Annotated in this window: 11 protein-coding genes and 2 pseudogenes; 7 read left to right on the forward strand and 6 right to left on the reverse strand. The window is 66.0% G+C overall.

Going from position 1 to position 9,286, the window contains the following annotated elements; all coding sequences use genetic code 11:
* Positions 1–575: 575 nt before the first annotated feature.
* Complete coding sequence (locus tag V7050_RS14310) at positions 576–1,013, forward strand: hypothetical protein (RefSeq protein ID WP_324375548.1); 438 nt, start codon at positions 576–578, stop codon at positions 1,011–1,013.
* A gap of 326 nt (positions 1,014–1,339) precedes the next feature.
* Here the strand turns inward: V7050_RS14310 and V7050_RS14315 are convergent, their stop codons facing one another.
* The 3 genes from V7050_RS14315 to V7050_RS14325 all read right to left on the reverse strand — a co-directional run bounded on the left by V7050_RS14315 (position 1,340) and on the right by V7050_RS14325 (position 2,445).
* The gene (locus V7050_RS14315; protein ID WP_324375550.1) at positions 1,340–1,558 is read right to left on the reverse strand and encodes a helix-turn-helix transcriptional regulator; all 219 of its coding nucleotides are present in this window, start codon (positions 1,556–1,558) and stop codon (positions 1,340–1,342) included.
* Positions 1,555–1,764: a helix-turn-helix transcriptional regulator gene (locus V7050_RS14320; protein WP_324375552.1), complete on the reverse strand. Its 210-nt coding sequence runs from the start codon at positions 1,762–1,764 to the stop codon at positions 1,555–1,557. The genes V7050_RS14315 and V7050_RS14320 overlap by 4 nt, the downstream gene beginning before the upstream one ends.
* A gap of 96 nt (positions 1,765–1,860) precedes the next feature.
* Entirely contained in the window at positions 1,861–2,445 is a 585-nt protein-coding gene (locus V7050_RS14325) for a hypothetical protein (RefSeq protein ID WP_324375554.1), read from the reverse strand.
* A 423-nt stretch (positions 2,446–2,868) separates the two neighbouring features.
* On the opposite strand from V7050_RS14325, the gene V7050_RS21070 reads away from it, so the two are divergent.
* Together V7050_RS21070 and V7050_RS14340 are read left to right on the forward strand one after the other, a co-directional pair.
* Entirely contained in the window at positions 2,869–3,612 is a 744-nt protein-coding gene (locus tag V7050_RS21070; protein ID WP_442885628.1) for a recombinase family protein, read from the forward strand.
* A gap of 7 nt (positions 3,613–3,619) precedes the next feature.
* Positions 3,620–4,348: a FadR/GntR family transcriptional regulator gene (locus V7050_RS14340; RefSeq protein WP_324375555.1), complete on the forward strand. Its 729-nt coding sequence runs from the start codon at positions 3,620–3,622 to the stop codon at positions 4,346–4,348.
* Positions 4,349–4,379: 31 nt separating this feature from the next.
* Here V7050_RS14340 and V7050_RS14345 read toward each other — a convergent pair whose 3' ends face one another.
* Together V7050_RS14345 and V7050_RS14350 are read right to left on the reverse strand one after the other, a co-directional pair.
* Positions 4,380–5,702 carry an MFS transporter gene (locus V7050_RS14345; protein ID WP_324375558.1) on the reverse strand — a complete coding sequence of 441 codons (1,323 nt, stop codon included), beginning with the start codon at positions 5,700–5,702 and terminating at the stop codon, positions 4,380–4,382.
* Positions 5,703–5,835: 133 nt separating this feature from the next.
* Complete coding sequence (locus V7050_RS14350) at positions 5,836–7,059, reverse strand: aminopeptidase P family protein (RefSeq protein ID WP_324375559.1); 1,224 nt, start codon at positions 7,057–7,059, stop codon at positions 5,836–5,838.
* 109 nt (positions 7,060–7,168) lie between these two features.
* Here V7050_RS14350 and V7050_RS14355 point away from each other — a divergent pair, with 109 nt between their 5' ends.
* From V7050_RS14355 to V7050_RS14370, 4 genes and pseudogenes are all read left to right on the forward strand, one after another.
* Positions 7,169–8,086, forward strand: a complete 918-nt coding sequence (locus V7050_RS14355) for a LysR family transcriptional regulator (protein ID WP_324375561.1) — start codon at positions 7,169–7,171, stop codon at positions 8,084–8,086.
* Between the two features lie 65 nt (positions 8,087–8,151).
* Positions 8,152–8,298, forward strand: a pseudogene (locus V7050_RS14360) (peptidase); the annotation flags it as partial.
* A 99-nt stretch (positions 8,299–8,397) separates the two neighbouring features.
* Positions 8,398–8,680 (forward strand): annotated as a pseudogene (locus tag V7050_RS14365) (YcbK family protein); the annotation flags it as partial.
* Positions 8,677–8,937, forward strand: a complete 261-nt coding sequence (locus tag V7050_RS14370) for a hypothetical protein (RefSeq protein ID WP_324375563.1) — start codon at positions 8,677–8,679, stop codon at positions 8,935–8,937. The pseudogene V7050_RS14365 and the gene V7050_RS14370, both read left to right, overlap by 4 nt.
* 49 nt (positions 8,938–8,986) lie before the next feature.
* Here V7050_RS14370 and V7050_RS14375 read toward each other — a convergent pair.
* On the reverse strand, positions 8,987–9,286 hold a 300-nt coding region (locus tag V7050_RS14375; protein WP_324375566.1), incomplete at its 5' end, for a YciI family protein.

Raw genomic sequence — 9,286 nt, forward strand, 5'->3', positions numbered from 1 at the left:
CCCGACGATCAGAAACTCCTTGCAAACCGAGCGGCATCCACAAAAGAAGGTTGGATATCAGGCCCATCCCCTCCGCCAATATCCCGACACAACCCGCTCTCCGCTCGTGCCTGAGGCCAGAATTTCTCGTTGTTTTCGAGGGTTGTAGCCGCGGGGCTGTTCACCTCGAAGCCGGCACCGGACCCGAAACCGGGTCTCTCTTGGCCCGTTCTCTCTGAACCTGTTCACTTCGGGCTCCAAGGTGAACAGGTAGAGCGCATTGATTTTGCTGGATAAAGCCTAAGGGAAATGTTCCCGATTTCGCATCCTTGGTTGGGGTGCAAGCGAGTCTGGGATCGAACCTTTCGGGCCATGCGCTCACCATCCCTGCCGCATCCACGCGTCGATGTCGCGAGAGGACAACACCTTCTCGGTAAACTCCCAATCCAGACCGCGGTCGTCTGCCACATCCCGCGCATAGCGGAGCTCCATCGCGGGGCGCGTCCGTTCTACCCGCTGAGAGAAGTTCCGGAGCTCGGCCCCGCGGCACCCGCGCCATCGGCAGCTACGAGAACTGGGCGCAGGTCCTCGGCGGTGTGCTCGATGTCGCCGGCATCGGCGGCTTCCTCGGCAACCTCGAGGAGATGATGGCGGCGTCCGACAGCGAGGGAGCTGCCTGGAGCGAGCTGGTGCGCGCGTGGTGGAACCGGTTCGGTACGGCCGTGGTCGGGTCCGGCGACCTCTATCCGATCGCCTGCGCCTGCGAGCCGGCCATTCCCATCGGCGGCGCGACCGAGCATGCGCGGCGCATCGCCTTCGGCCGTGCAATCGGTGGCATGCGCGACCGCATCTTCGACCTCGGTTCGGTTCGGGTTCGCATCCAGAAGGTCCGCGTCTCGCACAATTCCGGTCAGTGGCAGCTCGTCGTGAACGCCGATGCCTCCGCGCCGCGGTCCGCTGACGCGTCCACCGGGGGATGTCGGGCGGAAAAGGGGGATGTTCAAAAAAGGACATCCCCCGGCTCAACCCGTTGAAAATGAAGGCTCCGGGGGATGTGGGGGATGTGGGGGATATGATTCCAACCCTACACACATGCGCACGCGCGCGCACGCGACAGGAAGTCGGGAAAAACATCCCCCACATCCCCCACATCCCCAAACGCACATGACTTCAACGGCTTGTACCGGGGGATATGCGGGGGGATGTGGTTCGGGTCACCCCCCGACATCCCCGGACGTCGGCGGCGGGTCCGCAGACGTCCCTGACTGGCTCAGGGAGGTGTTGGAATGACCCGCCCGAGCGCCACCGGCCCGCCGGCCTACACCAAGGCCTGAACATCAGACGACGACGGCCAGCGCCGTCAAGGCCGGCCATCCAGATGCGTCGCCTCGAAAGCCTCGATGTCGGAGAGGCGGTAGACGATGCGGCGGCCGAGGCGCAAATACGCCGGTCCCGTGCTGTCGCGGCGCCAGCGCTGCAGCGTGCGCGTCGAAAGGCGCCAGCGCTGCGCGAGCTCATCCTCAACGAGATGCGGCCGGTCTGGGCTGCCGATGTCGTCCGTGTCGATGCGATGACTCACTGGGCACCTCGTTCGACGAGGGCCCGGATGTCTTCCACCCGCCAGGCGGTGATGCGCGCCCCGAGCCTGACGGGCTTCGGATAGCGGCCGGACTTCACGCCCGCCCACCAGGTCGACTTCGAGACCGGGATCGGCCCGTGGGGGCCGAGGATCGACGTGAGGCGAACCAAGCCGGTGGCAGGCAGAGTGCGGATGGCGTGGGTCAAGGACCTTCTCCGATGCGGTTCGGGGAAATCCTTTACGAGTCGGAGACGTGTGAGCAGGAATTCGGCTTGGGCGAGGACGAATTCGGTTAACGACGGCTATTCGTCTTGGCCGTTCTCTGGAGGCAGCAGTTCCGCGCCCGCTCTCAGCCACTTCCGGATCGTGTCGGGGTCCAGTGAAATCCCGAGATGGGCAAGATCACCGGCGATCTCGCCGACAGTTCCACTCCGCCCGGCACCCGGGTCCCAGCCATATCCCTTGATAGCCATGCCCGTGACCAGTTTAAGAAGCGATTCCCGTTCTCTGGTCCCGAGGTCCGGGGTCGGGGCAACAGGAGACTTCTCGCCGGCGTCGTGAGGGACCAGCTCATCGTCGGTGACGGCGGCCCACCAGTCCGAATGAAACTCGACTCCCGTCGATCGCGCCCATTTCATAAACCTGATCGGAGCGGAAAAACGTCTAAGCGCGTTGACAAAGACGGCGCGCCGCGCCAGCTCCAACACATGGCAAGCATCCGCGGACGCCCGGATCCTGCGGTCACCAGAGTCTTCTCCGCCTCCAGAAATGACCTTCGTCGGGTCAAGATTGTATGCGAGGGCGACTCCTTCTTCTGGTGACCAGTACGCTGCGCGCGCCCAGCGACGGATCAGCATCTCCCTCCGCTGGTCGTCCTCTTCCGTCACGATATTCGCTGGCCTCACTTTCCTCGCCAACGGTTCGTAGCGCGCACAGTCGGCAGGGGATAGTCCTCCGGTTCAAGTGGCCCAACCGCGGCCAGTGCCCTTGTTGACCAGAAGGCTCAACGCGCCGAACCACTGTTGAACAGGGCCTTGGGCGCGTTCCGCGTATCAAAGCCGAGTTGCCTGCGCACACTGGAATTATCGGCTCGTGGCGAACCATGGCAAAAAGTGTCTTAATTACAGTGCGTTGATGGCGTGTTATGATCCCGTGAAACCGCCCGAAACGCCCCGCGGATGCTCGACCCGGGGGGGCCGGGCGCCCCGCTACGGAGAGCCCCGCATGCCGGACTGCCTCGAAGCCGCCGATCGCGAGACCACCGCCTCGGGCCTCGCCCTCGACCACCGCCCCATCGACGCACTGAGGCGATGCGCATCGTCGGCTACGAGCGGGTGAGCACCACGCGGCAGGGTGCGAGCGGGCTGGGGCTGGAGGCGCAGCGGCAGGCGATCGAGGCCCTCGTGGCGAGCAGGGGCGCAGAGCTCATCGCCCGCTTCACGGAAGTGGAGAGCGGCCGCGACCCCGACCGGCCGGAGCTGGGACGCGCCCTGCATCTCGCCCGGGTCACCGGGGCGCTGCTGGTGATCGCCAGGCTCGACCGGCTGTCGCGCAACGCCGCCTTCCTGCTGACGCTGCGCGACAGTGGCGTGAAGTTCGCCGCGGCCGACATGCCGGAGGCGAACGACCTCACCGTCGGCGTCATGGCGCTGGTGGCGCAGGCCGAGCGCGAGGCGATTTCCCGGCGCACCAGGGAGGCGCTGGCGGTGGCCAGGGCCCGCGGGGTGAAGCTCGGTAACCCCAACGGCGCCGCAGCCCTCAGGCGGGCCGGCAAGGGCGGTGCGGCGCTCAGGGCGGCGGTCGCTCGCAATGCCGACGCACACGCCCGCGACCTCGCCCCGGTGATCGCCGACATCCGGGCGGGTGGTGCCACAAGCCTGCGCGCCATCGCCGGAGAGCTCAACGCCCGTGGTATCACCGGCGGCACGCCGACCCAGACAAGCGCCGGGAAGGTGAGAAACGTGCCGCCGCCGGCAACGGCGTTGAGCGCACCCGCGGCGAAGCCGGCCAGGCAGAGGACGAGAATCGGGACCATGACGAAGCAGCCTTTCTGAATGGACTATGCCGCTTCTGCGAGGTATCGCCATTGGTCTGCAAATTGGTCTGCCGACGATGGACAGCCTCGAAGCGTACCGGCGGCTCTACGCGCTCATCGAGACGGAGATACCGCACCGGGGGGACCGGCTTCCGGCCGAGCGTGCTCTGGCGCGACGGATCGGATGCAGCCGCGAGACTCTGCGAGCTGCGCTCTCTCGCCTCGAGGCGGAAGGGTCAATCTGGCGGCACGTCGGACAGGGCACGTTCCGCGGCCCGCGGCCCGCTGGAGTGCCCCTGCGAGAAACCCTGCTCGTTGCCGTCACCGGGCCTGCCGACCTTATGGAGGCCCGCCTGCTCATCGAGCCAACCGTGGCCGGGGCGGCGGCGGCCAAGGCCCGTCAGAGCGATCTCCGGCATCTGCGACGGCGCATCGAAGCGGGACGTCGGGCCCGCGATTTCGCTGCCTGCGAGGCAGCCGACAGCGCCTTTCATCGCGCCGTTGCCGAAACGGCGGGCAACCCCGTGCTGCTCGGCGTTCTCGGCTATCTCGCGGATGCGCGGCGCCGGGCGCCTTGGCAGCACGAATGGGACCGGACCTATCGCAGGATCGGAGTCGAGGAGTTCCGCAAGCGGCACAGCGACCAGCATGCAGCGATCGTCGCTGCGATCGAAGAAGGCGACAGCGCGATGGCGGAGCGGGAGATGCGTGTGCATCTCGAGACGATCCGGGCCGCGATGGCCGCGGCCGGATGACGGCCGCGGCCCGGGACGCCCGAAGCGGACGTCAGTCCTCGAGCGGCTTGCCGGCAGTTTCGCGGGCGAGGAGCATGGCGATGAGCGCGACGGCGGCGGCGGCCACGAGATACCACGCCGGCGCAAGCTTGCTGCCGGTCAGGCCGATCAGCCACGTCGCGACGAAGGGTGCCGTGCCGCCGAAGAGCGCGTTGGCAGCGTTGAAGCTGAACGCAAAGCCCGAGTAGCGCACCTTGGTCGGGAAGATCTCCGACAGGAAGCAGGGGAGCGTCCCGTCGTTGATGGTCAGTAGCGCGCCGAAGGCGATCTGGATGAGCACGATCATCGCGAACGAGGCGCCGTCGAGCAGGCTGAAGAGCGGCACCGTCAGGATCATGAAGAGGATCGAGGCAGTGACGAGCGCGGTCTTGCGGCCGAAGCGGTCCGAGAGCTGTCCCATCAGGAAAATGAGGAAGATGTAGGCGAAGAGCGAGATGCTTGTGGCAATGAAGGATTCGGTCTGGCCCATGCCCATTTCGGTGATGAGATAGGTCGGCATGTAGCTCAGGATCAGGTAGAAGCCGACCGCGTTGAGACAGGTCACGCCGAAGGCGATGGCGATCTGCCGGCGGTAGGTGATGAAGAGCTCGCGCACCGGAGTGGCCTCGACGTGGTGCATCTCCTCGAGCTCGCGGAACTTCGGGGTGTCCTCGAGCTTCAGACGGATGTAGAGGCCGACCAGGCCAAGCGGCAGGGCGAGCAGGAACGGCAGCCGCCAGCCGAAGGACTGCATCTGGTCTTCGGTCAGCAGGCCGAACAGCGCCGCCGACATCAGGGAGCCGGCGAGCAGGCCCGCGGCGGTGCTGGCCGGCACCATGCTAGTGTAGAAGCCCCGCTTCTTCGTCGGCGAGTACTCGGCGATGAACGAGGTGGCGCCGGCATATTCGCCCGAGGCAGAGAAGCCCTGGACCATGCGCACGACGAGCAGGAGGATCGGGGCCATGATCCCGATCTGCGCATATGACGGCAGCAGCGCGATCACTGTCGTCGCGCCCGACATGATCAGGATGGACCAGGAGAGCGCGGTACGCCGGCCGATCTTGTCGCCGATGCTGCCCCAGACGATCCCGCCGATCGGGCGGATGATGAAGGAGATCGCGAATACAGCGAAGGTGGCGAGGAGCGCCGCCGAGGGTGCGATCTCGGGGAAAAAGGCGTGGGCAATCACCGTGGCGAAGTAGCCGTAGGAGGCGTAGTCGAACCATTCGACGAAGTTGCCGATGAAGCTCGCTCCGAGAACCTTGCGCAGGACGTCCGGGGCGACCTCGGCATCATGCGGGACTTCGGCCGCTGGCGCGGCAGACAGATAGGACATGCTTCACTCCCGATTGGATCTTGTTCCGGCCGATCGCTCGATCGGCTGGCATTGCGCCAGCCGGCCCGCGGTGCGGGCCGGGACTAGAGCAAGGGGCGAAAATGTCGCCCGGTATCAGAGGCGGCGGCGCCGCCTACTTCACGATCAGGTGGTCGGGTCCGTAGGGGAAGCCGGTGATGTTCTTGTTGCCGCCCTCGGTGATCACGAGGATATCGTGTTCGCGGTAGCCGCCGGCGCCCGGCATGCCTTCGGGGATGGTGATCATCGGCTCCATCGAGACCACCATGCCGGGCTCGAGCACGGTCTCGCAGTCCTCGCGGAGCTCGAGGCCGGCCTCGCGACCGTAGTAGTGGCAAAGGACGCCGAACGAGTGGCCGTAGCCGAAGGAGCGGTACTGGAGCAGGTTCTTCTCGGCATACATCGCGTTGAGTTCCTTCGCGATGTCGGAGCACTTGTTGCCGGGCACCAGCAGCTCCTTGCCGCGGTCGTGGACCTGGCAGTTGATCTCCCAGAGGCGGATGTGTTCGTCGGTCGCGGTCTCGGCGAATAGCGTGCGCTCGAGTGCGACGTAATAGCCGGCAACCATCGGGAAGCAGTTGAGCGAGAGGATGTCGCCCCGCTCGATCCGGCGCGAGGTGACCGGGTTGTGGGCGCCGTCGGTGTTGAGGCCGGACTGGAACCAGGTCCAGGTGTCCATCAGCTCCGCGTGCGGCCAGGTCTTCGCGATCTCGCGCACCATCGTCGCGGTCGAGTGCAGCGCGACCTCGTGCTCGGGCGTGCCGACCTTCGTCGCCTCGACGCAGGCGGCGCCGCCGACGTCGGCGATGCGCGCCATCTCGGTGATGTGGGCGATCTCCTCGGCCGACTTCACCATGCGGAGCCGCATCGCCGGCGCGGCGATGTCGACGAACTCCATGCCGGGGAACTCGGACTTGAGCAGGTTCAGGGTGTCGATGTTGATGTGGTCGAACTCAATCCCGAGCCGCTTGGCGCCGCCGGTCAGCGTGCGCACGGCGTGGAAGTAGTTGTCTTTCTGCCAGTCGGTGTAGGTGACGTTGCCGCCGAAGGTGCGCCGCGCCGGCTGGCCGCCGTCGATGCCGGCCGAGATCGAGGTCGACGCCTCTTGGGTCACGACGAGACCGTAGCGCCTGCCGAAGTAGCAGAAGAGGAAGTCGGAGTAGTAGTTGATGTTGTGGTAGGAGGTGAAGAGCGCGGCATCGATCCCCGCCTTCGCCATGACACTCCGCAGCGTGTCGAGCCGGCGCTGCATCTCGGCAGCGGAAAAGGTTGGCTTCACCTTCGGGCCGTTCTTGGTGAAGTCCTGAAGGCGATCGCGGGTGAGCAGGGCCGCGTTCATGATGGGCATTCCTCCGATTTGATGATGCGCGGAATGTCCGGCTTCGCGCCTCTCTTGTCAAAAGACGGTTTCTCATGGCAGCATGAACAGGACTCATGGAGGGTACTGGATGGCCCAGGCGCCGCTCGGCGCACTGCGTGTCTTCGAAGCGGCGGCCCGGCACGGCAGCTTCAGCCGGGCAGCCGACGAACTCTGCGTGACACAGTCGGCTGTGAGCCATCAGATCCGAGGACTCGAGGCATGGCTTGGGTCACCACTCTTCGAGCGTCAGGGAAATCGGGCGACGCTACTGCCGCACGCCGAGACGCTGGCGCAGGCACTTACGCGTTCGCTCGCCGACATTGAAAATGCCTGCCGCCAGGCCCGCCGCGCCGGCGGACCGCCGACGCTCACTATTGCCGCGATACCGTCGGTGGCGGTCTGCTGGCTCATCCCCCGGCTTGGCGAGTTCAGAGCGCTTGCGCCCGCGACGGAGGTGCGGCTGGTCTACGCGTTCCATGGTCAACCGATTGAGTTCCGTGACGTCGATGTCGCAATAGTGTTCGGGGCTGATCCGCCCGACCCGGTGGGCGCGGTGGTCGAACGATTTTTACCCGGCGCGACAGCGCCAGTCTGTGCTCCGCACCTCGGAATTGGTCGTTCCGCAACCTGCGTAGAGATGGTGCGCGCTGGACTTCTGCACGATTCGGACGCGACGGGCTGGCGGGCCTGGCTGGAAGCCGAGGGCGAACCGCATGCGCTGATTCCAGGCCCGGTGTTCGAGGACTTCAACCTGCTTCGGGTGGCGGCACTCGCGGGTCAGGGAGTTGCTCTTTGTCCGCTGGCTATTGTCGCAGACGACCTCCGTGAAGGACGGCTGGTACAGCTCTCGGAAAGAACGATCCGTTCAGATTCAGCGTATTATGTCGTAATCCGTGACCATGGGAGTCTGGCCTCGTCATCAGTGGTTAGGCTTTTCCGCGACTGGCTGTTGTCCACCGAAGCAGGTAGGCGGCGGCACGTCAATCATGCCGAGCCGACGATCTGAGCCGAAGTCCGGGCTTCTTCGCTTTGCCGCATCCACGTCTCGTGACGTCGCGGGAGTATGGAAAGCCCCGCGCCATCGCCAAGCATGTCGGGATCCTGACGGCCCCCGACTCCTTCCTCCATGCCTATGAGCGGCTCGGCGAGATCGAGGAACCGCTCACCCCGTACTGGCGGCGGCGCATCGCCTTCGCCTTCCTGTTCCCGCAACGCTGAGACCCCGCCATGGCCACCCTCGTTCTCGGCGCGGCCGGCGCCGCCATTGCCATAGCAGGTGCGGCGCAGGGTCGATGCGGTTCAGTCACAGGGGTGCCTCGGTTCCCGGTCCGGGCGACTGCTTTTGCAGCTGAGACGCCGCCCGTGCGTGAGGTGCTGGCCGACAGCCGCACCATGAAGGGCGGCGGCGCGGCCGGTGTGGCGACGCTGGGTGCCGCGGGTGTCGAGGCTGCGCAGAGCGTCCTCGCGGAGACCCAATCCGCGATCCTGCCGCTGGTGCCGTATCGACACGCTGCGTTGGGTGTTCATCGTTGTGGCGCTCGGCGGCATCGCGGTCACGATCTACGCCCGGCTCGATGACTGGAAGCGGGGGCGGCGATGATCGGCGGGCTGCTCACCGCGATCGCCACGAGCCCGCGAATGCAGCCGACGCTGTTCCACGGCGCCATCGTACTCGCCGTGGTCTTGTTCCTGATTTTGCTTCGCAGGTCCGGCGAGCGCGCGGGACGCCTCGCCGAACGCCTTGAGACCACGGAGAAGGCCAATGACGCCCAACGCCAGATGCTGGAGGCGGCGGCTCGCCGCCCTCGCGATCACCACGAGCTTGCTGAGCGGCTGCGGATGGTTTCCGAGGCGTAGGAGACTCGTTCTAGGTCCTGTGCTGGGGCTCCGACCCGCGAGAAAAGGGTCAGCAAGCATCCGAAGCCAGGGCACTCAGGAAAACCGGTGCCAGTGCGCTCGGATGGAATTCGGTGATGGAAACCGAAGCAAGGCCTTGCCGGACGAACGGGTCCGACATGGCACGCTTCTCCATTGTCGCGCGCGAACCGCAAGTCGCAAGGATGACGCCACCGGTCCTCGGATGCTTTCGTCCCGAGGCAAAGAAGACACCGTCGGCGTATCCCTGTTCCAGATAAGCCGCGTGGTGGGGGATATGCCCGCGCCGCCGCCTGGATCGCGGGCGCGGACCGCTGGCCCGACGAGAAAT

This window comes from Amaricoccus sp., from assembly GCF_036846665.1.
GTDB lineage: Bacteria > Pseudomonadota > Alphaproteobacteria > Rhodobacterales > Rhodobacteraceae > Amaricoccus.